The sequence below is a fragment of the Caballeronia sp. A2-2 genome, from assembly GCF_057612605.2.
On the sequence record NZ_CM172587.1, the window covers coordinates 689,638 to 711,785 of the forward strand.

Annotated in this window: 22 protein-coding genes; 11 read left to right on the forward strand and 11 right to left on the reverse strand. The window is 62.3% G+C overall.

The window, feature by feature from the left end; translation table 11 throughout:
- Positions 1 to 5: 5 nt before the first annotated feature.
- The 4 genes from ACZCWR_RS03285 to ACZCWR_RS03300 form a co-directional block, all read right to left on the reverse strand.
- On the reverse strand, positions 6 to 2,375 hold the full coding sequence (locus ACZCWR_RS03285; protein WP_487302305.1) for a tetratricopeptide repeat protein: 2,370 nt from the start codon (positions 2,373 to 2,375) through the stop codon (positions 6 to 8).
- Between the two features lie 144 nt (positions 2,376 to 2,519).
- Positions 2,520 to 2,819 (reverse strand): flagellar protein FliT, encoded by a 300-nt coding sequence (gene fliT / locus ACZCWR_RS03290; protein ID WP_487302306.1) that lies wholly within the window; start codon positions 2,817 to 2,819, stop codon positions 2,520 to 2,522.
- 11 nt (positions 2,820 to 2,830) lie between these two features.
- A complete protein-coding gene (gene fliD / locus ACZCWR_RS03295; RefSeq protein WP_487302307.1) occupies positions 2,831 to 4,330 on the reverse strand; it encodes a flagellar filament capping protein FliD in 1,500 nt (499 codons plus the stop codon).
- 184 nt (positions 4,331 to 4,514) lie between these two features.
- On the reverse strand, positions 4,515 to 5,678 hold the full coding sequence (locus ACZCWR_RS03300; RefSeq protein WP_487302308.1) for a flagellin: 1,164 nt from the start codon (positions 5,676 to 5,678) through the stop codon (positions 4,515 to 4,517).
- A 244-nt stretch (positions 5,679 to 5,922) separates the two neighbouring features.
- Between ACZCWR_RS03300 and ACZCWR_RS03305 the strand changes: the two genes are divergently transcribed.
- Together ACZCWR_RS03305 and rpsU are read left to right on the forward strand one after the other, a co-directional pair.
- Positions 5,923 to 6,873 carry an aldo/keto reductase gene (locus ACZCWR_RS03305; RefSeq protein ID WP_487302309.1) on the forward strand — a complete coding sequence of 317 codons (951 nt, stop codon included), beginning with the start codon at positions 5,923 to 5,925 and terminating at the stop codon, positions 6,871 to 6,873.
- A 347-nt stretch (positions 6,874 to 7,220) separates the two neighbouring features.
- Positions 7,221 to 7,433, forward strand: a complete 213-nt coding sequence (rpsU, locus tag ACZCWR_RS03310; RefSeq protein WP_244814625.1) for a 30S ribosomal protein S21 — start codon at positions 7,221 to 7,223, stop codon at positions 7,431 to 7,433.
- 79 nt (positions 7,434 to 7,512) lie between these two features.
- Here the strand turns inward: rpsU and ACZCWR_RS03315 are convergent, their stop codons facing one another.
- The 3 genes from ACZCWR_RS03315 to ACZCWR_RS03325 all read right to left on the reverse strand — a co-directional run bounded on the left by ACZCWR_RS03315 (position 7,513) and on the right by ACZCWR_RS03325 (position 9,358).
- Complete coding sequence (locus ACZCWR_RS03315; RefSeq protein ID WP_487302310.1) at positions 7,513 to 7,890, reverse strand: hypothetical protein; 378 nt, start codon at positions 7,888 to 7,890, stop codon at positions 7,513 to 7,515.
- 16 nt (positions 7,891 to 7,906) lie between these two features.
- Positions 7,907 to 8,332: a hypothetical protein gene (locus ACZCWR_RS03320; RefSeq protein ID WP_487302311.1), complete on the reverse strand. Its 426-nt coding sequence runs from the start codon at positions 8,330 to 8,332 to the stop codon at positions 7,907 to 7,909.
- A gap of 411 nt (positions 8,333 to 8,743) precedes the next feature.
- Positions 8,744 to 9,358 carry a DNA-3-methyladenine glycosylase I gene (locus ACZCWR_RS03325; RefSeq protein WP_487302312.1) on the reverse strand — a complete coding sequence of 205 codons (615 nt, stop codon included), beginning with the start codon at positions 9,356 to 9,358 and terminating at the stop codon, positions 8,744 to 8,746.
- A gap of 114 nt (positions 9,359 to 9,472) precedes the next feature.
- Here ACZCWR_RS03325 and ACZCWR_RS03330 point away from each other — a divergent pair, with 114 nt between their 5' ends.
- The gene (locus ACZCWR_RS03330) at positions 9,473 to 10,378 is read left to right on the forward strand and encodes a glucosamine kinase nucleotide-binding domain-containing protein (RefSeq protein ID WP_487302313.1); all 906 of its coding nucleotides are present in this window, start codon (positions 9,473 to 9,475) and stop codon (positions 10,376 to 10,378) included.
- 68 nt (positions 10,379 to 10,446) lie between these two features.
- The gene (locus ACZCWR_RS03335) at positions 10,447 to 11,250 is read left to right on the forward strand and encodes a Cof-type HAD-IIB family hydrolase (RefSeq protein ID WP_487302314.1); all 804 of its coding nucleotides are present in this window, start codon (positions 10,447 to 10,449) and stop codon (positions 11,248 to 11,250) included.
- 47 nt (positions 11,251 to 11,297) lie between these two features.
- Here the strand turns inward: ACZCWR_RS03335 and ACZCWR_RS03340 are convergent, their stop codons facing one another.
- From ACZCWR_RS03340 to ACZCWR_RS03355, 4 genes are all read right to left on the reverse strand, one after another.
- Complete coding sequence (locus tag ACZCWR_RS03340) at positions 11,298 to 11,585, reverse strand: hypothetical protein (protein ID WP_487302315.1); 288 nt, start codon at positions 11,583 to 11,585, stop codon at positions 11,298 to 11,300.
- Between the two features lie 290 nt (positions 11,586 to 11,875).
- Positions 11,876 to 12,592 carry an aquaporin Z gene (aqpZ, locus tag ACZCWR_RS03345; protein WP_487302316.1) on the reverse strand — a complete coding sequence of 239 codons (717 nt, stop codon included), beginning with the start codon at positions 12,590 to 12,592 and terminating at the stop codon, positions 11,876 to 11,878.
- 265 nt (positions 12,593 to 12,857) lie between these two features.
- Positions 12,858 to 13,919 carry a glycosyltransferase family 4 protein gene (locus tag ACZCWR_RS03350; protein WP_487302317.1) on the reverse strand — a complete coding sequence of 354 codons (1,062 nt, stop codon included), beginning with the start codon at positions 13,917 to 13,919 and terminating at the stop codon, positions 12,858 to 12,860.
- A 230-nt stretch (positions 13,920 to 14,149) separates the two neighbouring features.
- Positions 14,150 to 14,278: a hypothetical protein gene (locus ACZCWR_RS03355; RefSeq protein ID WP_487302318.1), complete on the reverse strand. Its 129-nt coding sequence runs from the start codon at positions 14,276 to 14,278 to the stop codon at positions 14,150 to 14,152.
- Between the two features lie 222 nt (positions 14,279 to 14,500).
- On the opposite strand from ACZCWR_RS03355, the gene flhD reads away from it, so the two are divergent.
- From flhD to ACZCWR_RS03390, 7 genes are all read left to right on the forward strand, one after another.
- On the forward strand, positions 14,501 to 14,803 hold the full coding sequence (gene flhD, locus ACZCWR_RS03360; protein ID WP_487302319.1) for a flagellar transcriptional regulator FlhD: 303 nt from the start codon (positions 14,501 to 14,503) through the stop codon (positions 14,801 to 14,803).
- Positions 14,804 to 14,980: 177 nt separating this feature from the next.
- Positions 14,981 to 15,841, forward strand: coding sequence for a flagellar motor stator protein MotA (gene motA / locus ACZCWR_RS03365; RefSeq protein WP_487302320.1), 861 nt, complete (start codon positions 14,981 to 14,983; stop codon positions 15,839 to 15,841).
- Positions 15,842 to 15,893: 52 nt separating this feature from the next.
- Complete coding sequence (gene motB, locus ACZCWR_RS03370) at positions 15,894 to 16,934, forward strand: flagellar motor protein MotB (protein ID WP_487302321.1); 1,041 nt, start codon at positions 15,894 to 15,896, stop codon at positions 16,932 to 16,934.
- Between the two features lie 93 nt (positions 16,935 to 17,027).
- A complete protein-coding gene (locus ACZCWR_RS03375) occupies positions 17,028 to 17,408 on the forward strand; it encodes a response regulator (protein ID WP_487302322.1) in 381 nt (126 codons plus the stop codon).
- A 65-nt stretch (positions 17,409 to 17,473) separates the two neighbouring features.
- Positions 17,474 to 19,759 (forward strand): chemotaxis protein CheA, encoded by a 2,286-nt coding sequence (gene cheA / locus ACZCWR_RS03380; RefSeq protein ID WP_487302323.1) that lies wholly within the window; start codon positions 17,474 to 17,476, stop codon positions 19,757 to 19,759.
- Positions 19,760 to 19,792: 33 nt separating this feature from the next.
- A complete protein-coding gene (gene cheW / locus ACZCWR_RS03385; protein WP_487302324.1) occupies positions 19,793 to 20,317 on the forward strand; it encodes a chemotaxis protein CheW in 525 nt (174 codons plus the stop codon).
- A gap of 24 nt (positions 20,318 to 20,341) precedes the next feature.
- Positions 20,342 to 22,135, forward strand: a complete 1,794-nt coding sequence (locus tag ACZCWR_RS03390) for a methyl-accepting chemotaxis protein (RefSeq protein ID WP_487302325.1) — start codon at positions 20,342 to 20,344, stop codon at positions 22,133 to 22,135.
- Positions 22,136 to 22,148: the final 13 nt, after the last annotated feature.

Sequence of the window (22,148 nt, forward strand, 5' to 3'; positions counted from 1 at the left end):
AGGGCTTAAACCGCGTCCGCCGCCCACGGAAAGCGCTGCTTCCAGTCATCGGACAGCGCGACTTCGAACGACTCGACCGGCTGCCTGGCGCACCAGCGCTGCCACATGTCGCGCAGCCCCTGCGACAGTCCGGCTGCGACCATCGCCGGCTGGAACGGCGCGGCCGCCGCGCAGCGATCGCGCATGCCGGCGCGCAGGGCGGCGAGCGCTTCGACATCGCGCGTCAGTGCAATGGCTTTGGCGACGAAATCGTCCTGATCCTGCGCGACGAAATCTTCCAGCCCGACGTGCTGCAGCCAGCACGCGCCAGCGCGGCCCGGCAGCGTCTCGCCGGCCATGGTGATGGTCGGCACGCCCATCCACAGCGCGTTGAGCGTGGTTGTCGAACCGGCGTAGGGGAAGGTGTCGAGACAGATATCCACGCCGTGATGCTGCTGCAGATACACGGGAATCGCCGTGCGCGGGCGAAACTCCAGCCGCGATGCATCGATGCCTTCCGCCGCGAACCAGTCGATATACGTCGTCTTGTCTTTCTCGCGGCCATTCGCGCCGAGCACCATGCGCGAGGCCGGATCGGCACGCAGCACGCGCGCCCACAGCGCGATCACGTCCGGCCGCAGCTTGTTGAGCCGGTTGAACGAACCGAACGTGATGTGGCCGTTGTGGAGCGCGGGCAAACCGTTGACCGGCGGACAGTTCGGCGGCGGCATGAACACCGCCGAGGCGGGCAGGCGCACGAGCTTTTCCGTGTACTGATCGTCGAGCAGGCCGGCTGGCGCGCCGAAGCGGTCGACCAGGTGGTAATCGATCGCGTGCAGCCCGGTCGTCACCGGATAGCCGATCCACGCCACCTGCAACGGCGCGGGCTTGCGCGCCATCGCCACCAGCCGGTTCATGCCGGTGTGGCCCGACAGATCGATCAGAATATCGATGCGGTCGCGCCGCACCTGTGCCGCGAAGGCGTCGTGCGGCAGTCCGCAGATGTCCTGCCAGGAATCGGCCCAGCCGCGCAGCGTTTCCGTGGTGGCATCCACGCGGAGGTTGTTGTAGTAAAAGTGCAGCGACAGCGACGGGTCTTCGGTCAGATGCCGGATCACCGGCACGAGGTACGACGCCACCGCGTGATGGCACAAGTCGCCCGACACGAAGCCGATGCGAAGCTGACGGTTCGCATCCCGATTGTTCGTGTGGTCAGGCCACACCGCGCGCACGCGATCCTCGAAGCGCTGGCCGAACACGAGATGCTCGTCGCGCAAACGCAGCGGCGGCATCGTTTCGTTGTGGGTCAGGCAGAACAGCATGTTGCTGTGCGAGACATCGTCGGTCGGATCGAGTTCGATGGCGCGGCGAAAGCGCTGCTCGGCCTCGCGCATCTGCCCTTGCTCCAGCAGGATGAAACCGAGCGCGCTGTAACCCGCCGCCACGTTCGGCGTCAGGTCGATGGCGTGCAGCGCGGAAGCGACTGCTTCTTCGGACTTGCCGACGCCCGCCTGCGCGAGCGCCAGAATACGATGCCCTTCCGCGTGGTCCGGCGCGACCGCGAGCAAGGCGAGGCTCGCGCTTTCGCATTCGGCGAAACGGCCGAGCAGACGCAGCGTGTCGGCCAGCAGCAGATGCGCGATGCTGTCCTGCGGCCAGAGGCCGATGGTCTTGCGGGCGGCGTCGAGCGCTTCGACGAACTGGCCGTGCTTGTGCAGGGCAATGGTGTACGCGCGCCACGATGCGCCGTCCGACGGATAACGCCGCACGAGCTTGTGCGCGAACGTCACGGCTTCGGCGAAGCGGCTTTTCGCGAAATGCTTCGCGTGCTGATTCAGTTCGTGCTGGCTTGCGCGGCGGCCGGTGTCGCCGGATTTGCGCTTCGTGGCGGCGTTCGCGGGCGAGTCCGGCTGAAGCACGATTTCCGGCGCGATCTGCACCGGGCTCGCGCCGGACTGCGCCGCGCGCGTTTCGAGCACGACCATGGGCGTGGCCATCTGCGCGATCAGTCCGTCGAGCGCGGGACCGCGCACGCCCTGTTTCTGCGCGATTTCCACCGCGATCCACGCCGCTTCCGTCTGGCCGCTCGCGTACAGCGCGTTGATGTAGCCGACCCAGTACTGGCCGTTCTGCGGCGCAGCGCCGATGGCGACTTCGAACAGCGCGATGGCGTCCGCCGCGCGCTGCGTCTGCACCTTCAGCACGGCGAGGTTGTAGTTCGCGTCCGCGTGATCCGGAATGGCGCCGATGATCGCTTCATAGAGCGCCTGGGCATCGTCGAACCGTTCTTCCCGGTGGCTCGCGATGGCGTTCTGCATCACCAGCGCGATGTCCTGCATGAACTGCGCTTCGGGCGACAGCGCCGGAGCGGCTTGCGGAAGGGTGATTTCAGTCATGACGAGCCGCTTTGAGGGAGTTGACGGATTATCCCGGCGGCGCGTCAAGGTCCATGGGGCGAGAAAGCGGCAAAAAGCCCGTCAGATCAAGAGATGAAAAAAGCCCTCACACGGAGGGCCTTGAAAACGAAACGAGCGTTATTTTTAGAGCGACGCCGTGCGCTGGTACAGGCCGACGTGCTTGACACGGCCCATCGCAGCATCGAATTCGGCGCGCAGCGCGGCCTGTGCATCGCGCGCCTGCGTGAACAACGCGGCCGCGCCGGCTTGCATCGCGCGAATCGATTCCATGGCTTGCGGCGTTTGCTGCGGGCTCAATTGCAGCATCAGCGCGGTACGTTCGTCGGCGAGTTTCGCGGCTTTCGGCCAGTCCAGCATGGTCGCGGCGAATTGCATGTCCTGCGTCATCGCCACGAGCCGTTCAACGAGTTTCGACTGATCCATGATGACTCCCTTTAACCCTTCGCCGTCGCCAGCGCACCGGCGCTATTCGTGCCACCGAACAACTGCGTCAGGTATTGCGAGTTGTTGTTCATCGTCGCCATCAGCGTGTTGAGCGCGGTGAACTGCGCCTGATATTGCGACGTCAGTTGCGCGGTGTAAGTCGCCAGATTCGTCTGCTGCGTCGTGAGATTCGTCAGATCCTGATTCAGCACCGTCGTGCGCGCCGAGATGATGCCCGTCGTCGACGTGAAACTGGTGATCGAATCGTTCAGTTGCTTGCCGATGCCGTTGGTCGAATTGAACAGCGAATTCACGGCGGACGCGTTGGTGGTCAGCGCGGTGTTGAGCGCCGTGCTATCGACCGCGAGCGTGCCGTCCGCGTTCAGCGACACGCCGATCGACGCGAGGCTGGTCGTCTTGCCGCCCGAGCCCACGCCATGCGCGATGATCGACGACACCGCGCTCTTGACCGAGTTCAGCGTCGAATCGCCGAGCAGCGGTCCTTGCGAGGACGAGGTGGAATCGTACTTGGTCAGCGCGCTCATCGTCGTGACGAGCGTGTTGTAGAGGCTGACGAAGTTGTTGATCGCGCTCGACTGGCTGCTGGTGTCGGAGGCGATCGTCAATGTCTGCGACGAATTCGCGGCGCTGGTGGCCGCCGCCGTCAGATTGAGCGTGACGCCCGTGATCGCCGACGACACCGCGTTGGTCGAACTGGTGCCCGCGATGCCGTTGATGCTGTAGGCCGCGTCCTGCGCGACCGCGCTCTGCGCCCACGGCGACGTGCTCGATGCCGAGGCGATCGTCGATGCGCCGCCGGTCGTGCTCGCGGTCGAGGTCACGCCGAGGCTGGACAGGCCGGCATCGTTGGTGACGCCGCTCACCGCCACGCTGATCGCGTTCGCGGCGCCCGTCGCGGTCGAACGCAGCACGAGGTGCGCGCCGTCCGTGCCGTTGACGATGGTCGCCGTCACGCCGGGGTTGTTGGTCGCGCCGTTGATCGCGGCCGCGATGCCGGACAGCGTGTTGTTCGTGCTGTCGATGCTGATGGTCGTCGACGCGCTGCCCACGGAAAGCTGGAGCGAGCCGCTGCCGAGCGCCGTGGTGGAGTTGAACGCGGGCGACGACAACGCCTGCGACGACGCCACGTTGGTGACCGCAATCGAATAAGAGCCCGCGACGGCCCCGGCGCCCGCGGTCGCGGTGATGCCGGTGCCGCTCATCGTGGCGGTGTACTTGGAGGCAAAGGTGCCGTCGCTCAGCGACGAAATGCCCGACTGCAGCGCGCTCAACGCGGACGACAAGGTGCCGTACGCGGAAATCTGCGTGTTGTCGGAGCTTTGCTGATTCGCGAGCGCCGCGGTTTGTCCGGCCACTTTCGCATTGACGAGCGTGGACACCAGCGAACTGACATCCATGCTGCTGTTGCCGGTCGAACCGCTGATGATGGACTGCGCGGCTTGCTGCAGAGCGGTCGTATCGGCGGCGCTGGTCGACGTGACGGTTGACATCGCAATGCTCCGTGGTTCGGTGATTCGGGAAAACGGATGTCCGGCGCGTGTTCCGGCCAGACGACACAAATGCGGAAAAGGAGGCTTGCCTCCTTCCGCCTGATGCTTTTTCTACGTTTTAAAGCGTTCGATGCGCCGAATGGCGCCGCCCTTGCGGGCGCGGCGCCATCCTGCTTCAGTGCGATTAGCCGAGCAGCTTCAGAACCTGCTGCGGAGCCGAGTTCGCTTGCGCGAGCACCGAGATACCAGCCTGTTGCAGCACTTGCGCCTTGCTCAGGTTCGCGGTTTCCTGCGCGAAGTTCGCGTCGGTGATCTGCGATTGAGCGGACGACAGGTTGGTCGACACAGCTTGCTGCGAAGTCGCGATTGCCGAGAAGCGGTTTTGCGCGGCACCGAGTTGAGCTTGCAGGTTGTTGACCGTGGTCAGCGCGTTGTCGATGGACACCATCGCGACGTTCGCGCCGCTCACCGTGCTGATGTCGAGGTTCGACACGGCAGCCGGCTTGTTGACTGCGTTGATCTGCGCCACGGCGGTGCTGATGGCCGTGAGCGTCGCCGACGACATGCCGCTGCTGGTCGCGCCGGACGACAGCGCCAGCGTGGTGATCGGAGCGGACGTCGTGCCGCCGGTCGTGCCTGCGCTGAAGATCGCGCCGGCAACCGTGCTCGACAGAGCCGTGCCGTTCTGGTCGGAGAACGTGAAGCCGCCGCTGCCGTCGGAGATCACGTTGACTGCCGTGATCGACACGCTCGATGCCGTGCTCGTGTACGCGCCGGCGCTCGACAGCGACAGGCCGCTGATCGTGCCGACCGTCTGGCCCTTCGCCACGACGCCGCCACCGATCTTGTTCGCCGACATGCTTTGCGACAGGTCGAGGTTGATGGTCTGGCCGACGTTCGCGCCAACCTGGAAGTTCACCACGCCAGCCGAACCGTCAAGAATGTTCGTGCCGTTGTACGTCGTTTGCGACGCGATACGGTTCACTTCCTGGATTTGCTGCGCAACTTCCTGTTGCAGTGCTGCCTGGTCGCTCGACGACATCGTGCCGGTCGATGCTTGCACGGCCAGCGTGCGGATACGTTGCAGGCTCGACGTCAGCGAGGACAGTGCGCTCGATGCGGTCTGGACCATCGACACGCCGTCGTTCGCATTCGACACGCCCTGGTTCAGGCCGTTGATCTGCGTTTGCATACGGGTCGAGATCGCGAGGCCGGCGGCGTCGTCTGCTGCGCTGTTGATGCGCTTGCCGGACGAGAGGCGCGAAATGGCCGACGACAGGGCGCTCTGCGTGTTGTTCAGGTTGTTCTGAGCGACGAGCGAGTTGATGTTGCTGTTGATACCGATCATTTTCAAATTCTCCTGAGAGATTCGTTTGGGCTGTGGCTAATTCACCGGCTGAGTTGCTTGGCGGTCCAACGCGGTGATAGCCGGCCGCCTACTTGTGGTTGACGGCCCCCTCGAAAAAAACTTAAGACTGAGGCGGCCGATTTGTGTAACGAATCGAAACTGCTTCGCGGAAGTGCCCGTCCAGCAAGGCTTTGATTTACCGCGTATGCTTTTTGGCTGAACCTTTAAACCTTCCGGAGCCCCCATGCATAAACGCAATATCGGCAGTTCTGCGCTAAACGTTATGCCTTTAGTTTTCGGCGGCAATGTATTTGGCTGGACGGCCGATGAACGCACGTCCTTTTCCATCCTCGATGCCTTTGTCGATCAAGGTCTGGATTTCATCGACACGGCGGATGTTTATTCCGCGTGGATCGACGGGCATAAAGGCGGCGAGTCCGAGACGATCATCGGCAAGTGGTTCAAGGAAAGCGGCAAGCGCGACAAGATCGTGCTGGCGACCAAGGTCGGCATGCTGAGCACGCGCGCGGGCTTGTCGGCGGCGAATATCGCGGCGGCGGTGGAAGATTCGCTGCGGCGTTTGCAGACCGATTACATCGACGTGTATTTCTCCCATCTCGATGACGATAAAACGCCGCTCGATGAAACCCTCGGCGCTTATCAAAAGCTGATAGAAGCGGGAAAGGTGCGCGTGATCGGCGCGTCGAATTACAGCGGCGCGCGGTTGAACGAAGCGCTGAAAGTCGCGAAAGAAAGCGGATTGCCGGCTTATCGGATCGTTCAGCCGGAATACAACCTTTACGACCGCGAGGGTTACGAAACGGATATCGAGCCGGTGGCCGAAGCGCACAAAATCGCCGTGGTGACTTATTTCAGCCTGGCGAGCGGCTTTCTGTCGGGCAAGTACCGCTCGAAAGAGGACATGGCGGGCAAGGCGCGCGGCTCGCGGGTCGAAAAGTATCTGAACGAGCGCGGCCTGAAGATTCTCGATGCGCTCGATGAAGTCTCGAAGCGCAACGACACCACGCCCGCGACGGTGGCGCTTGCGTGGGTCATCGCGCGGCCGAGCGTGACGGCACCGATCGCGAGCGCAACGTCGGTGGAGCAACTGGAGAGTCTCGCGCAGGCCACGCGCCTTTCGCTCTCCGCCGACGACATCAAAACGCTCGATGACGCTTCGGCCTGGAGCAAATAAGGCCATCGCATCAATGAGTTGGATGATGCTTGCAAGGGTTGGCAGGGGCGCGGTGTTCTGGTAACATCGCGCCCGAATCGAGAAATGTGTCCGATTTCTTGCCTTTGCCGCCGAAAATGACAACGTCAAATAACGGTAGCGAACGGCTCTGGAATGCGCCTCATAGGTTTTCTGACGGCGCATGCCGCTCCCGGCGGCTGAAACAACTCTCTCTCTTTTCCGGCCTCCGTGGCCGCTTTGCTCGTGTCCGCCGAGCCTTTTCGTGTTTGGCGGACGATCGGAGTGCCGGCGCGTGGCGCGTCAAAACGCTGCGCACTTGAAAATACGTTTAGCGAAACAGGATTCTCATGACCACCATTGTTCTCAAAGAAAACGAGCCGTTCGATGTCGCGATTCGGCGCTTCCGCCGCACCATCGAAAAGAACGGCCTGATCGCGGAACTCCGCGAGCGTCAGTCGTACGAAAAGCCGACGACCGAGCGCAAGCGCAAGAAGGCAGCGGCCGTCTCGCGTCTTCGCAAGCGCCTGCGCAGCCAGATGCTGCCGAAGAAGATGCACTAAGCGGCGTTTTCGGATGGCAAAAAGGCGGTGCGTCCGAATGGGCGCACCGCCTTTTTTTATGCTTGCGAAGAATCGCGGATCAGGCGAACGCGCGACGCTTGCCCAACGCGGCCAATAAACGTGGCCATTCGTCCACGCCTGCATCGTCGTGAATCTGCTCCAGTTCCATGAGCAGGTCGATCACGTTCGGATCGTACGCGTTCACATTGGACGCATAGAGCGCGCGCAATAGTTCGCCGTCCTGCGCGTGCCGGTAGTACGAGATGCCCACGCCTTCGAGGCGCTCCTCGTACATGTCGTCGCGCACCAGCGAACCGATCGCGCACTTTCGGCCAGTCGGACTGCGCAGACGGCAGGAACCGTTGTCATCCTCGGACACCGCGCGCTGCGCGAGCAAATGCGTGCTCACGCGCTCGAAGATGTCCTTCGGGGTCAACATCGTGATTGGGCTCAGCATGACGGCACCCGTCCGCTCAGGCCGCAGTCTTCAACCGCTCGGCCGACAAGCCGAACTGGCGCGCGATCGAAGTCAGACGTTCACGCCATTCCCACTTGCCGAACACGTCATGCACGTTTTGCAGGCAGGACAGCAATTCGACGGTCGTCGAATCGAACACGTTGATGCGCGAACGCAGCAGCGCCCGCTTGAGCGCCGCGACGCCGACATCCATATACGCGGGCACATGCTCCGGCGCCTTGTCGATGTAGCGAATCGGCACGCCTTCCATGGCCGTGACGTAATCGCGCGGCTTGATCAGGCTGCCAATGGGACAACCGCCGCAGTAACCGCGATAAGCGCCGCCGCCGCGCGGAAGCAGGGCGGCTTGCCCCTGTCCGAACAGGTGCTGCACGGCATTGTCGAAAATCTCCTGATGCGTCAGGAAGTTAAGGCTTCTCATGATGTTCCCCCCTGCGCCCCTGCGCAGCGGCCATGCGTTAAGAATTCGAGCAACCAGCACCTTCGGCATCCTTTCGGATTACTGCTTTCAAGCACTATGGTTTTTTCGGCCCGGACGCCCGGTCTCACGGCGCCCTCGACTCGCGGCGGGTGACACCTTGTTTACGACCCGCGCACGTTAGTTATAACGGTTTGGCCCGGTAAAAAAGTGTGGCACCGCACGCGAGGACGGCATTTTTACACGAACCGATCGTTCGTGCAGTGCCGCAGAAGCATCGAAAATCCTTTCTATTCCGGGATTTACGTGTGCTTCACTGCAAAAAAACGGCAGCTATCAGGACTTTCCCTTGCTCGCCGTTTTTGCGTCCGGAAATGTTGTCAAAAAGCAAAAATTTGTGGGATCGGCCGGCTCTTAATCAGATGATTTTGAGACCGCTTTGCGCTTTGTCTTAGTTTTCTTGCGCGCCACGCAATCAGCGGTGTGATCGTTGACCATGCCGGTCGCCTGCATGAACGCGTAGCAGATGGTCGTGCCGACGAACTTGCAGCCGTACTGCTTGAGCGCGCGTGAGAGCGCGTCGGATTCGGGCGTGGACGCGGGCGTCGGATTGTTCTCGTCGCGCGGCGTGTCGATGGGCTTACCGCCCACGAACGTCCAGACGAACGCCGCGAACGATCCGTGCTCGTCCTGAATGCGCTTGACCGCCCGCGCATTCGTCACCGCCGATTCGATCTTCATGCGGTTGCGCACGACCCGCGCGTCCCCGACGATGCGCGCCACATCCTTCTCCGTGAACCGCGCCACGCGGTCGATATCGAAGCCCGCGAACAACGCACGATAGCCCTCGCGCTTGTTCAGAATCGTGGACCACGACAACCCCGCCTGCGCGCCTTCGAGCACCAGCAATTCGAATAGGTGTTGATCGTCGTGCGAGGGCACGCCCCATTCGGTGTCGTGGTAATGGACCATCGGTTCGGAGGCGTCGCCGTTCGCCCAGGCGCAGCGGGTTGCTTCGGCTTTGGTCATCGTTAAGTTTGTTTGGGGTTTCGAACCGCGTCAGGATAGCGGAACGCGCGCCTAATGCCACCTCGGCCATTCGGCCAATTGGCGCGCGCCGCTCGCACCGGTAAGCTTTGGCGCATGAAACCATCCACACATTCCAGCGCCTTCTTCGAAGGCTTCCTGCTCGGCATCGACGGCGGCGGAAGCGGCACGCGCGTGATTCTCGCCGATGCCAACGGCCACGAACTTTCCCGCGCGAGCGGCGGTCCATCGGGTCTGGCGCTTGGCGTCGAACGCGCGTGGCAATCCATCGACGATGCCTGCCGCCGCGCCTTCGATGCCGCCTCGCTGCCGTTCGACTGGCACGCCTGCGCGCTCGGTTGCGGACTCGCGGGCGTGAACAACGCGGACTGGCTCGCGGCTTTTCTGCACATGGCGCCCGGCGTGCGCGCGCTCGCCGTTGAAAGCGACGCCTACACGACCGTCCTCGGCGCGCACGGCGGCGCGGCGGGCGTGATCGTGGCGCTGGGGACAGGAAGTATCGCGGCATCGCTGAATGCGGAGGGCGCGTGCCACATTTCCGGCGGCTACGGCTTTCCGAGCGGCGATGAAGCCAGCGGCGCGTGGCTCGGCCTGCGCGCGGCGGTGCATCTTCAACGCGTGCTCGATGGCCGCGCGCCTGCGGATGCGTGGTCGCGCGAGTTGCTCGCCCGCACCGGCGCGACGGATCGCGACAGCCTCGTTGTCTGGCTGTGCGCCGCGAATCAAACGGCCTACGCGACGCTCGCGCCGACGGTCTTCGAATTCCGCGATCATCCGGTGGCCGCGCGTCTGCTCGCGCAAGCCGCCGAGGAAATCGATCTGCTCGTCGCCGCGCTCGATCCTTCCGGCACGCTGCCAGTCGCGCTATGCGGCGGCCTCGCTGCGCCCTACGAACCCTTCGTGCCGATGCCGCTCCGCGAACGCCTGCGCGTCCCGCTCGCCGATTCAGCAGCAGGCGCGCTCGAACTCGCACGCCGCGCGGCGGCACGCATAGGGCGATAAAATAGTCAGCCTCGCGACCGCGTTCATCCGCTCATGCCGGACACGGCAGGGCATTCAACAAGGCAGTCATGTATTCGGCTATCGCAACTGATCTCGACGGTACGCTGCTTCACAGCGACCACACGCTCGACCCGTTCACCGCCGAAACCGTCCGCGCCATCGCGGCGCGCGGCGTGCCCGTCATCATCGCGACGGGACGGCATTATCGCGATGTCGCTGGCATCCGCGATCTGCTGGGCGTCGATGCCTATCTCATCACGTCGAACGGCGCGCGCGTTCACGCACCCGGCGACGAATGCGTGTACGCGCGCAATCTCGATCCCGCCGCCGTGCGCCGCCTCGTGCAGCCGGATTTGGTGGGCGAGCATGGCCGCGTGGTCGTCAACCTGTTCGCCGACGATGCGTGGCTCATCGACCGACACAAGCCGGAATTGCTGGTGTTCCACCAGGATTCCGGCTTCAAGTACGAGGTCATGGATTTGCGCGAGCACGACGGCGAGAACATCGCGAAGGTGCTTTATATCGGCGAGCCGGACGATCTGAAGGACACCGCCGCGAATCTCGAACGCGAATTCGGCGACTCGATCTACGTCACGTATTCGCTGCCCGATTGTCTGGAAGTGATGACATCGGATGTCTCGAAGGGGCGCGCGCTGCGTTTCGTGCTCGACCGGCTGGATGAGGACCCGGCGCAATGCATCGCGTTCGGCGACAACATGAACGACATCGATCTGCTGGAAACGGCGGGGCATCCGTTCATGATGAACAACGCCAATCCCGATCTCATCAAGCGCTTGCCGAATGTGCCGCGCATCGGGAATAACTTCGAGGCGGGCGTCGCGCATCAGTTGCGCAAGTTGTTCGGCATGTGACGTAGCTTGCGGCGGTACGATATCGCCGCAAGCTGCATCAAACTTCCTTATCCGCGATGACCCCGGTCATAGCGATCCGGGCCGTGGTTCCAGCTTGCACGGTTCCATTGACCGTAATCGTGACGGTAGTCGCCGCGATAGCGCGGTTCATCGTGATGCCAGTACGGCGCGCGATACACCGGCGGCGCGGGTCGCACATACACCGGAGCCGGTGCCGCATAAGCCGGTGCGCCGAGCGACAGACCGATGTTCAGATCCGTATGAGCCTGAGCCACGCCGACCGCGCCAAGAACGAGGCCGGTGGCAACGAGCATGTGGGTGACGATGCGCTTCATTGTCTTTCTCCTTGTGGGCGACGCGTGTCGCATGAGTTCAATGTACGGGGCGCGCGTCTTACATGCTTTGAGGACTTGTTACGGTGTGCAAGCGGGGCGAAAGGATGGTTTTCGGCCGGAGAGCCTTATGGAGCGGGCGTTTCGCGTCGGCATGGAAGTCCAGAAGCGCAAATAATAAGCATGCTTCGTAATTGCCCATTACATCTGTCGCGCGGTTTTAATCCAATCGGTCCGTAAAAAGCAAAACGGGCGCACGAAGCGCCCGTTTTTTATCGACGGCGAGAAAGCAATTACGCAGCGGAGACGCGCAGCTTTTCACGCGTCAGTGCCGGATACAGCAGACCGGCGATGATCGCACCGACGATCGGCGCGATCCAGAACAGCCAGAGCTGATCCAGCGCCCAGCCGCCGACGAACAGCGCCGGACCGGTCGAACGCGCCGGATTCACCGACGTATTCGTGACCGGAATCGAGATCAGGTGGATCAGCGTCAGGCACAGGCCGATGGCGATCGGCGCGAAGCCGCGCGGGGCGCGTTCGTCAGTGGCGCCGAGAATCACGAACAGGAAGAAGAACGTCATCACGACTTCGCAGACGAGCGATGCGATCATCGTGAAATGGCCAGGCGAATGCTCGCCGAAGCCGTTTGCAGCAAACCCGCTCGCCACCAGATCGAAGTTCGGCTGACCGGTCGCGATGATCGACAGCACCCACGCGCCGAGCGTGGCGCCGATCACTTGCGCGACGATGTACGGAGCCAGATCGCGCACCGGGAAGCGTCCCGCTGCCGCCAGGCCGATGCTCACCGCCGGGTTCAGATGGCAACCGGAAACGTGGCCAATGGCGAAGGCCATCGTCAGCACGGTCAGGCCGAATGCCAGCGAAACGCCAGCCAGGCCGATACCGAGTTGAGGGAAGGCCGCGGCGAGCACGGCGCTTCCGCAACCGCCCAGCACGAGCCAGAAAGTACCGAAAATTTCAGCGCCAAGACGCTTGGACAAATGCATGATCCTGCCTACGTAAAGAAATGAACAACTGTTGATTTGACACAAGAACGGAAACGTTCTCGCCGGGCGCAGTTTAGTGGCGCTTTTCTAGGCAAACTGTCAAAAATGGTTGTTCAGCACTGAACGCGCAGGTGTTTGGCTATAAGTTCGGATTATTCCGGCTTGTAATGTGATGCAACATTCGCGGCCGAATCGGTTTTGGAAACGAAAAATGCCGCCCGGATGGGCGGCATTTTCATGCAGCGTGACAATTGGCGGCTTTGGTTTAACCGACCACTTGACGCAGCACCGGACGCTTGGCGGCCTGAAGCATCGACGTATAGGTGTCCACGTAGTTTTGCGCCATCGTCGTCGAGCTGAAGCGGCGCTCGAATTGCGAGCGAATTTCAACGCGGTTCAGTTCGTCGATCCGATGCAACGCGCCAACCGCGCCCGGCACGTCTTCGCAGATGAAGCCCGTCACGCCGTGGTCGATCACTTCTGGCACCGAACCACGATTGAACGCGATTACCGGCGTGCCGCAAGCCATCGCTTCGATCATCACCAGACCGAACGGTTCGTTCCAGTCGATCGGGAACAGCAGCGCCTTCGCGCCCGACAGAAACTCCGGCTTCTGCGCTTCGTTGATCTCGCCGACGAATTCCACATGCGCCTGCGACAGCAGCGGCTCGATCGTCGACTTGAAGTATTCGGCGTCGGCCTTATCGACCTTCGCCGCGATCTTCAGCGGCAAACCGCTTTGCGCCGCGATCTTGATGGCCAGATCCGCGCGCTTTTCCGGGCAGATACGGCCGAGGAACGCCAGATATTCCGGCTTCTTCTGCGGCTGCGGCGTCAGCAGATCGTTCGGCAGACCGTGATAAACCGTGTTCAGCCAGTTCGCCTGCGGCAGCGGACCGCGCTGATTGTCCGAAATCGAGATGACGTTCGCCTTCGTGAACGTGTTGAAGATCGGCTGTAGTTCCGGCAGGTCGAGACGGCCGTGCAGCGTCGTCACGAAAGGCGTGTCCATTTGCGTGAACAGCGGGAACGGCATGTAGTCGAGGTGGAAGTGCAGCACATCGAATTCATGCGCGCGGCGGCGGACGGATTCGAGCAGCAGCATGTGCGGCGCGAGCGCATCGCGGATCGTCGGGTCGAGGCGCAGTGCGCGCGGCCAGGCGGCTTCGAGCGTCGCCTTCGTTTGCGAATCGCCTGAGGCAAACAAGGTTACATCGTGGCCGAGGTCTACCAGCGCGTCGGTGAGATACGACACCACGCGTTCGGTTCCACCGTAAAACTTCGGGGGGACAGCTTCGTACAACGGTGCAATTTGTGCGATTCGCATAACGTGACTCTCCTGTTCATTGAGGCATTGCAGTCACGCTCCGGTCGAGCGTTCAACATTGCCATTCGGGCGGGCCGCGTAAGTGACGCCGCCCGAGATAGGCCCGGCGATGAAGAAGCATCGCGACCGGGTTATCCCTTACTGCCCATTATCGGGATCGAGAGCGGCATTTCACGTCATTTTTCAATCGCTTATCGTTGTTACAGCGCGAAACAACTGCTGTTACGAAGTCAAATATTCCACTGATTCAACTGAGGAACGTGCTTTTGAATGGTCAGACGGGCCGCGAGGAAAGAGGTGAGCATAAAGCGGGCCCGGCCGTCGGGCGGCGCGCAGCGGGCATTGAAGGCATCTTTCATTGCGCCGACAAGTTTCCTTTCCGATGCGATGTAAGAAAAATTCCTACACGAAATCGCGCATTTTTCCGGCAGCGAGTCGGCAGCTTTGTCCGATGGCGACGCCTTGATCGGTCACGGACAATCGGGCCGTCACTAAAAAGTGGGACCGGCGCGGCCATCAGGCCGCTCCGAGCAAACGTTTCCTGCCGGCCTGACCAGCCACGTATCGATTCGGGGAAGAAAATGACGGCCAGCCCTACCAACGCGCTCGCGGAGATTCGCGAGGTGAATCTGTCGTACTTGCTTCTCGCGCAGCGTCTGCTCGATGAAGACCGCGCGACGGCGATGCTCCGTCTCGGCCTGTCCGAACAGGTCGCGAACCTGCTCGCCGCGCTCTCACCCGCGCAGGCGATGAAAGTCGCGGCATCGAGCCATCTGCTGTGCCGCTTCCGTTTCGACGATCAAACCCTCCTCGCGGCGCTTGCCGACAAGGACAAGCGCGCCGCGCCCGCCGCCATTCAAGTAATCGCAGAAAGCGGCCGTTGACACCCTAACGCGCCCGGAAATCACTGCCTAAAGTCAGCAAACACTGACGCACCGAAGCCAGTCCCCGCGCGGGATTGCGCCCATTGGCCCACCGAGGGCCGCCTCCAAAGTTTTTTGTCTGCATGCCGTAAACCCACTTATAGCGGTCATCCCGCATCAATCTCTGAGGTATCGACTGTGCTGATTTTCGTAGGAACGCTCGTGACATTGCTGTCCGTGTTCGGCGGTTACGCGCTCGAAGGCGGCCACCTTGGCGCGCTCATGCAGCCGGTCGAGATTCTCATGATCGCCGGCGCGGGCGTCGGCGCGTTCATCCTCGGCAACGGCAAGAAGACCATCGTGGCGGTCATGCGCGTCATCCCGACGCTGTTCAAGGGCGCCAAGTACAACAAGGACGTCTACATGGAGCTGATGGCGCTGCTCTACGTCCTGCTGGCGAAGGCGCGCAAGGAAGGCACGCTCGCGCTGGAATCCGATATCGACGATCCCTCGAAAAGCCCGATTTTCAACGAATACCCCAAGATTCTCGCGGACCATCACATCGTCGAATTCATGACGGATTATTTGCGGCTGATGGTCGGCGGCAACATGAATGCGTTCGAGATCGAAAGCCTCATGGACGAGGAAATCGAAACGCATCACACCGAAGGCGAAGCGCCCGCGCAGGCCTTGCATAAAGTGGGCGACGCCATGCCCGCGTTCGGCATCGTCGCGGCGGTGATGGGCGTGGTCCACACCATGGCCTCCGCCGATCAGCCGCCCGCGATTCTCGGCGAGATGATCGCGCAGGCGCTGGTCGGCACCTTCCTCGGCATTCTGCTTTCCTACGGTTTCATCGGGCCGCTCGCGGGTGTCGCGGAACAACGCGTGGCCGAGCAGACCAAGATGTTCCAGTGCATCAAGGTGACGATTCTCGCGAGCCTGAACGGTTACGCGCCGTCGATCGCGGTCGAGTTCGGCCGCAAGGTCCTGTTCTCCACCGAGCGTCCGTCGTTCTCCGAACTGGAAGAACACGTGCGCCGCGTGAAGGCTAAATGAGCGCGATGCGACAGGCGGCGTCACAACCATGTCAGCGACCAGGGCACGAGCCATGAGCGGCGAAAAGCAGCGTCCGATTTTCATCAAGCGCGTGGTCGGCAAGGGCGGCAAGGGTCATCACGGCGGCGCGTGGAAGCTCGCGTACGCGGACTTCATGACCGCGATGATGGCGTTCTTCCTGCTGATGTGGCTGCTTTCTTCGACCTCCACCGTGCAGCGTCGCGGCATCGCCGAATATTTTCAGATGCCGCTCAAGGCCGCGATGGTCGGCGGCAAGACCGTCGGCATGGACAACAGCATTCTCGAAGGCGGCGGGCGCGATATCGCCAGCAAAGAGCCGGGCGATGCGCGCCGCACCGATGGCAAGACGCAACTGGCGCAACGTTCGTCCGCATCGAAGTCTAGCGACGAATTGCTCGATGCCGCCGCCAACGAACTCGAACGCCGCGAGCAGGAACGCCTGCACGATCTCCAGATCAAGCTGATGTCCGCCATCGATGCGAACCCCACGTTGCGCCAGTTCAAGCAGCAGATTCGCATCGAGACGACGCAGCAGGGCTTGCGAATCGAGATCGTCGATACGCAGAAGCGCCCGATGTTCGCGCTCTCCAGTAACAACGTTCAACCGTACATGCGCGACATCCTGCGCGAGATCGGCAAGACGCTCAATGGCGTGCCGAATCACATCGTCGTGCAGGGACATACGGATGCCGTGCAGTACGCGGGCGGCGAGAAGGGCTATAGCAACTGGGAACTGTCGGCGGATCGCGCCAACGCGTCGCGGCGCGAACTGGTTGCGGGCGGCATGGATGAAGCCAAGGTGCTGCGCGTGCTTGGGCTTGCATCGAGTCAGAACCTCAACCGCAAAGACCCGATGGACCCGGAGAACCGGCGCATCAGCGTGATCGTGCTGAACCGGCGGGCCGAAGCGCAGATGTTGCGCGACGACGGCTCGCCGGGGACCACCATCGACAACGGCGGAGGCGGCGTGAGCACGCTTGCGCCCGCCAGTTCCGCGCCGAATGCCAACGCCATCGTCAAGCCGATCGCGAGCATTGCGCCGTCGCTCGAACACGCATCCACCATCCAGTAAGCCAAATAAGCCCGCTTACAAATTCGCCGTAAAACTCGCTCAAGACTCCCCGCTTTTGCGCCGACAACAGAACCAGAGCCGAGGCACATACACATGATCAAGAACATTCTGGCAATCGACGATTCCGCCGCCATGCGACAAATCCTTTGCGCCACGCTGGCGACGGCGGGTTACGAAGTGACGGTGGCGCGGGACGGCAACGAAGGGCTGGAATGGGCGCTCGCCGAGCGCTTCGATCTGGTGTTGACCGACCAGCACATGCCGGGCAAATGCGGCCTCGATCTGATCGGCGAGTTGCGCGCGAATCATGCGTACAAGACCACGCCGATTCTCGTGCTGACGACCGAAAGCGGCGAGCCGTTCAAGGATGCAGCGCGGATGGCGGGCGCGACCGGCTGGATAGAAAAGCCGCTCGATCCGGACTTGCTGACCGAGTTGGTGTCGACACTGTCCGAAAGCATGCAGCAGCACTGACGGACCCGAACACCGAATACCCGAACACGCACGGCACAGAAAAGCATTTCAGCGGTGACTCAAGCATGACTCTCGACATTACCCAGTTCTATCAGACTTTCTTCGACGAGGCCGATGAACTCCTCGCGCAGATGGAGCAATTGCTGCTCGTCCTGGATATCGCGAATCCCGATCCCGAAGACCTCGCGGCCATCTTCCGCGCGGCGCACTCGATCAAGGGCGGCGCGGCGACGTTCGGCTTCACGGCGCTGACGGAAACCACGCACATCCTCGAATCGCTGCTGGACCGCGCGCGCAACAACGAACTGGTTCTGCGCCGCGACATGATCGACACGTTCCTCGCGACGAAGGATGTGTTGCAGGACCAGCTTGCCGCGTATCGTGCAAGCGCCGAACCGGATGCCGCCGCCGCTGCCGCGATCTGCGCGCGGCTGGAGAAGCTGAAGACCGAAGACGCGGGCTCTAAACAAGCACCGCAAGCGCCCGCTGTAATGGCCGAACCGCCGATATTCGAAGGCATCAACGCGCCGCCGACGCACGTGCTCTCGCAGGCGTTCGACGCCATCGGCGAAGCGGGCGGCTGGGACGGCGCGTTCGAACTCGTCGAAGGAATGATGAATGCAGGAACCGCTGCTCCCGAGATGCCGAAGGATATCGGCGCGCGGGCAGCGGACGTTGGTACCCACCTGAAAATTACGCTACGGGGGGTGGGCGAGAAGGACCTGGGAACGCTGACTGAGGAGTTGGGGAACCTGGGACGTATCGTCGGGGAGCAAAAGACTGACGCCGAACTCGTGCTTTGGCTCGATTCGGACGTCAGCGCCGACGACATCGTGGCCGTGTGTTGTTTCGTGATCGATGAATCTCAAATCACGATCGGCCGCGGCAATGCACCGGAGCAATCCGGTGAAGAAGAATCGCCGGCCACGGCGGCAGTTGGAAAAGCAACGGCAACAGCAGCAGCTTCAAAGGCAACAGCAGCACCGCAACAGATCCACACGCTGCAACCGGCAAACGCGGTGCAGGCGCCTGTCGCGCCTGCATCCGCGCCCGCCACACAACAAGAAGCGGTAAAGGCGGCGGGTGCTGAGCCCGCCGCCCTGCCGACACGCCCGGCAGCCGTGGAAGCCGAAAAGAAAGCCCGCCCGCAGGCCGCCGCATCGGCGGAAGGCAGTTCGATCCGCGTGGGCGTGGAGAAGGTCGATCAGCTCATCAATCTGGTGGGCGAACTGGTCATCACGCAGGCGATGCTCGCGGAAACATCGAGCGCATTCGATCCCGCGCTGCACGATCGTCTGTTCAACGGCATGGCGCAGCTCGAACGCAACGCGCGCGATCTGCAAGAGGCCGTCATGTCCATCCGCATGATGCCGATGGATTACGTATTCAGCCGCTTCCCGCGCCTCGTGCGCGATATCGCCGGCAAGCTCGGCAAGGAAGTGGAACTCGTCACGTTCGGTCAGGCGACAGAACTGGACAAGAGTTTGATCGAACGCATCATCGATCCGCTCACGCACCTCGTGCGCAATTCGCTCGATCACGGCATCGAAACCGTGGAAGCGCGCCGCGCGGCGGGCAAGCCGACCACCGGCCAGCTCGTGCTGTCGGCGGCGCATCACGGCGGCAATATCGTGATCGAAGTCAGCGACGACGGCGCGGGCCTGCGCCGCGACAAGATTCTCGCCAAGGCGCAGAAGCAAGGTCTCGCCGTGTCCGATTCCATGAGCGATGAAGACGTGTGGCAACTCATCTTCATGCCGGGTTTCTCGACCGCCGAACAGGTCACGGATATTTCCGGACGCGGCGTCGGCATGGACGTGGTGAAGCGCAACATCCAGTCGATGGGCGGGCATGTCGAAATCATGTCGCGTCAGGGCGCGGGCACGACGACGAAGATCGTGCTGCCGCTCACGCTCGCGATTCTCGATGGCATGTCGGTGAAGGTCGGCAACGAAATCTTCATCCTGCCGCTGAACTTCGTGATGGAGTCGCTGCAACCGGCCGCCGAGGACATCTACACGGTCGCCAACGGCGAGCGCGTGGTGCGCGTGCGCGGCGAATATCTGCCGCTGGTCGCGCTGCACAGTGTCTTCGATGTCGAAGGCGCGCGCGAGGAACCGACGCAAGGCATCGTCACGATTTTGCAAACCGAAGGCCGCCGCATGGCCATGTTGATCGACGAACTGGTCGGCCAGCAGCAGGTCGTGGTGAAGAACCTCGAAACCAATTACCGCAAAGTGCACGGCATTTCCGCCGCGACCATCCTGGGCGACGGCAGCGTCGCTTTGATCGTCGACGTGGCCGCGCTCAATCGCGATTCGCGTGTGGCGCACGCGGCGCCCACCCACTAAAAATTCTCAAGACCGATCTACGGGGAGCCTTTCGTGGCTGAAATTCAATCGATTCATTCCGCAACATCGCATCAGGCGCTGCGCCGGGACGCACAGCCAGGTGAAACGTCGGGACAGGAGTTTCTGGTGTTCACGCTCGGCGCCGAGGAATACGGCATCGACATCCTGAAGGTGCAGGAAATTCGCGGTTACGACAACGTGACGCGCATTGCCAACGCGCCGGGTTTCATCAAGGGCGTGATAAACCTGCGCGGCATCATCGTGCCGATCGTGGATATGCGCATCAAGTTCAAGCTGGGCCGCGTGGAGTATGACAACCAGACGGTCGTCATCATTCTGAACGTGGCGCATCGCGTAGTCGGGATGGTGGTGGATGGCGTGTCGGATGTGCTCACGCTGTCACCGGAACAGGTCATGCCCGCGCCCGAATTCGGCGCGACGCTCGCCACGGAATATCTCACGGGGCTCGGCACTGTCGAGGGCCGCATGCTGATTCTGATGGACATCGAAAAGCTCATGACGAGCCGAGAAATGGAACTCGTCGATCACGTCGCTTAATCGAATACCACGCAGGAAACAGCCATGCTAAAGAAGTTGTCGATCCGCACGACGCTCACGCTCGTCGGCCTGTTGTTCGTCGCCTGTGCCGCGGTGATCGGCGTGCTCTCGCTCGCCGGCCTGAACTCGGCCAGTTCCTCACTCAATACGCTCGCCCGCCAGGACATGGTGGCGATGCGTTCGTTATCCGAAGCATCGTCGTATTTGTTGCGTTCGCGCGTGACGCTGGACCGCGTGCGTTCGCTCGTCGAAGCGGGCAACAGCGGCGAAGCGCAGAAGGCGCTGGAACGCGGCCAGTTTCTGCTCGACAAGAGCAACGAGAACTGGAAGCTGTACACCGAAACCGTTCAGGCGATGCTGCCGAAGGACGTGCTCGACCCGCTCGTCGCGCAACACGATTCGCTCGTGAAAAGCGGCGTGGAGCCGGAATTCGCCGCCATCCGCGCCAACGACATGGCCGCGTATCACGCCATTGCCGATACGAAGATCAGCCCGATGTTCGTCTCGTTCGATCAGGCTGCGACCGCTGCCGTGCAGTTTCAGCAGAAGCACGCGGAAGACGTCAACGCGAACACGGCGTCCGGCATCGCGACGTTGAACGTGACGATCGTTGTGTTGCTGGTGATTGCGGCGCTGATGTTGGTCGCTACACGCTTCGCGCTCGGCGGGTTGATCGTCAGGCCGATCAACGAAGCAGTCGAACACTTCGAGCGCATCTCGCGTGGCGATCTCACGCAGGCCGCGCGCACCGACAGCGAAAATGAAATCGGCCGCTTGTTTGCAGGCATCGAACGCATGCGCACGAGTCTCACGACGATGGTCGGCGCGGTGCATCGCGGCGCGGAATCCATCGATGTCGGCGCGCGTGAAATTGCCAGCGGCAACACGGATCTCTCACAGCGCACGGAAGAACAGGCCGCTTCGTTGCAGGAAACCGCATCGAGCATGGAACAGCTCACCAGCACGGTGAAGCAGAACGCGGAGAACGCGCGTCAGGCGAGCCAGCTTGCGGTGAATGCATCGGATATCGCGTCGCGCGGCGGTGCAGTGGTCGAACAGGTCGTCGATACGATGAACGCGATTGCATCGAGTTCGAGCAAGGTGGTGGACATCATCGGCGTGATCGAAGGCATCGCGTTTCAGACCAACATTCTTGCGTTGAACGCGGCGGTTGAAGCGGCGCGCGCCGGTGAGGAAGGGCGCGGATTCGCGGTCGTCGCAGGCGAAGTGCGTTCGCTCGCCCAACGCAGCGCGGCAGCGGCGAAGGAAATCAAGTCGCTGATCGGCGACTCGGCCGACAAGGTGCAGAACGGCTCGGAACTCGTGGCGCAAGCGGGCGAGACCATGGGCGAGATCGTGCAGGCCGTGCGCCGCGTGACAGACATCATGGGCGAGATCAGCGCGGCCTCCGAGGAACAGTCGGATGGCATCGGGCAGGTCAATCTCGCCGTCACGCAGATGGACAGCGTCACGCAACAGAACGCGGCGCTGGTCGAGGAAGCGGCGGCTGCAGCGGCATCGCTCGAAGAACAAACGCGGCAGTTGAAGGGCGTGGTCGGACAATGGCGCGTGGAGCAAACGCGTGTCGATGCAGCGCCGGTCGCGCGCCGCGAACCCGTGTCCGCGCGTGCGAAATCCGTTGGCATCACGAAAGTTTCACACGAGCCTAACGTCGCGCGCGATGCAGCCGTTATCAAGAATACGGCCCGCCCGGCGCTGAAGAAGCCCGCAGCACCGATGCAGGCCACGGCCACGGCAAGCGCCCCGCGCGCAGCCAAAACCACCACCGTCGATGACGGCGATTGGGAAACGTTCTAACACCAACAAGCGA

Bases quoted from the DNA above. Each gene is read 5' to 3' on its own strand.
- ACZCWR_RS03285 (WP_487302305.1), bottom strand. From the start codon at position 2,375: ATGACTGAAATCACCCTTCCGCAAGCCGCTCCGGCGCTGTCGCCCGAA.
- fliT (WP_487302306.1), bottom strand. From the start codon at position 2,819: ATGGATCAGTCGAAACTCGTTGAACGGCTCGTGGCGATGACGCAGGAC.
- fliD (WP_487302307.1), bottom strand. From the start codon at position 4,330: ATGTCAACCGTCACGTCGACCAGCGCCGCCGATACGACCGCTCTGCAG.
- ACZCWR_RS03300 (WP_487302308.1), bottom strand. From the start codon at position 5,678: ATGATCGGTATCAACAGCAACATCAACTCGCTCGTCGCTCAGAACAAC.
- ACZCWR_RS03305 (WP_487302309.1), top strand. From the start codon at position 5,923: ATGCATAAACGCAATATCGGCAGTTCTGCGCTAAACGTTATGCCTTTA.
- rpsU (WP_244814625.1), top strand. From the start codon at position 7,221: ATGACCACCATTGTTCTCAAAGAAAACGAGCCGTTCGATGTCGCGATT.
- ACZCWR_RS03315 (WP_487302310.1), bottom strand. From the start codon at position 7,890: ATGCTGAGCCCAATCACGATGTTGACCCCGAAGGACATCTTCGAGCGC.
- ACZCWR_RS03320 (WP_487302311.1), bottom strand. From the start codon at position 8,332: ATGAGAAGCCTTAACTTCCTGACGCATCAGGAGATTTTCGACAATGCC.
- ACZCWR_RS03325 (WP_487302312.1), bottom strand. From the start codon at position 9,358: ATGACCAAAGCCGAAGCAACCCGCTGCGCCTGGGCGAACGGCGACGCC.
- ACZCWR_RS03330 (WP_487302313.1), top strand. From the start codon at position 9,473: ATGAAACCATCCACACATTCCAGCGCCTTCTTCGAAGGCTTCCTGCTC.
- ACZCWR_RS03335 (WP_487302314.1), top strand. From the start codon at position 10,447: ATGTATTCGGCTATCGCAACTGATCTCGACGGTACGCTGCTTCACAGC.
- ACZCWR_RS03340 (WP_487302315.1), bottom strand. From the start codon at position 11,585: ATGAAGCGCATCGTCACCCACATGCTCGTTGCCACCGGCCTCGTTCTT.
- aqpZ (WP_487302316.1), bottom strand. From the start codon at position 12,592: ATGCATTTGTCCAAGCGTCTTGGCGCTGAAATTTTCGGTACTTTCTGG.
- ACZCWR_RS03350 (WP_487302317.1), bottom strand. From the start codon at position 13,919: ATGCGAATCGCACAAATTGCACCGTTGTACGAAGCTGTCCCCCCGAAG.
- ACZCWR_RS03355 (WP_487302318.1), bottom strand. From the start codon at position 14,278: ATGAAAGATGCCTTCAATGCCCGCTGCGCGCCGCCCGACGGCCGGGCC.
- flhD (WP_487302319.1), top strand. From the start codon at position 14,501: ATGACGGCCAGCCCTACCAACGCGCTCGCGGAGATTCGCGAGGTGAAT.
- motB (WP_487302321.1), top strand. From the start codon at position 15,894: ATGAGCGGCGAAAAGCAGCGTCCGATTTTCATCAAGCGCGTGGTCGGC.
- ACZCWR_RS03375 (WP_487302322.1), top strand. From the start codon at position 17,028: ATGATCAAGAACATTCTGGCAATCGACGATTCCGCCGCCATGCGACAA.
- cheA (WP_487302323.1), top strand. From the start codon at position 17,474: ATGACTCTCGACATTACCCAGTTCTATCAGACTTTCTTCGACGAGGCC.
- ACZCWR_RS03390 (WP_487302325.1), top strand. From the start codon at position 20,342: ATGCTAAAGAAGTTGTCGATCCGCACGACGCTCACGCTCGTCGGCCTG.